Annotated in this window: 2 protein-coding genes; both read left to right on the forward strand. The window is 32.8% G+C overall.

Going from position 1 to position 549, the window contains the following annotated elements; translation table 11 throughout:
- On the forward strand, nt 1–197 hold a 197-nt coding region (locus HHU12_RS34715), incomplete at its 5' end, for a Mu transposase domain-containing protein (RefSeq protein ID WP_449401701.1).
- A 111-nt stretch (nt 198–308) separates the two neighbouring features.
- On the forward strand, nt 309–549 hold a 241-nt coding region (locus HHU12_RS34720), incomplete at its 3' end, for a hypothetical protein (RefSeq protein WP_169661244.1).

Consider the following 549-nt stretch of genomic DNA (forward strand, 5'->3'; position numbering starts at 1 on the left):
CCATTTCCTCTTTTGAAATGTACGAATTTTCAAGAGCTAAAGTCCAAAAAATGGGTTATGCTTTCTTAGGTGCAGATAAATGCTATTACAGTGTTCCTTATCATTATATAGGTAAATACATCGAAATTCAATACAATAAAAGGGTAGTAGAGATCTACTACAACAAAGAAAGAATAGCGATTCACAGTAAAAGTTAGACGCAAGGAAAGTACATTACCATCGCGGATCACTTGCCTACGGCACACAAGAAATATATGCAATGGAACGATGACTATTTTATAACTATTGCAGGAACTATCGGTAAAAATATGAAACAATTTATATCTACATATATTTCAAATTACGAGTATCCTCAGGCTTCCTATAAATCTTGTAATTATTTTGTTAAAGTCCTGCCTAAACAGCACACTTTTGAAGAGTTGGAAAAAGTGGCGAGTCTATGTGTAGAACATAGCATTTTCAGTTATGATTTCTATATGAAAATGTTACAGAATAAAGCTTATGAAAATCACTCAAAAACAGCTGAAGTACAGCATATCCCTGTTCATA

The sequence above is a fragment of the Flammeovirga aprica JL-4 genome, from assembly GCF_012844305.1.
GTDB classification, from domain to species: Bacteria; Bacteroidota; Bacteroidia; order Cytophagales; family Flammeovirgaceae; genus Flammeovirga; species Flammeovirga aprica.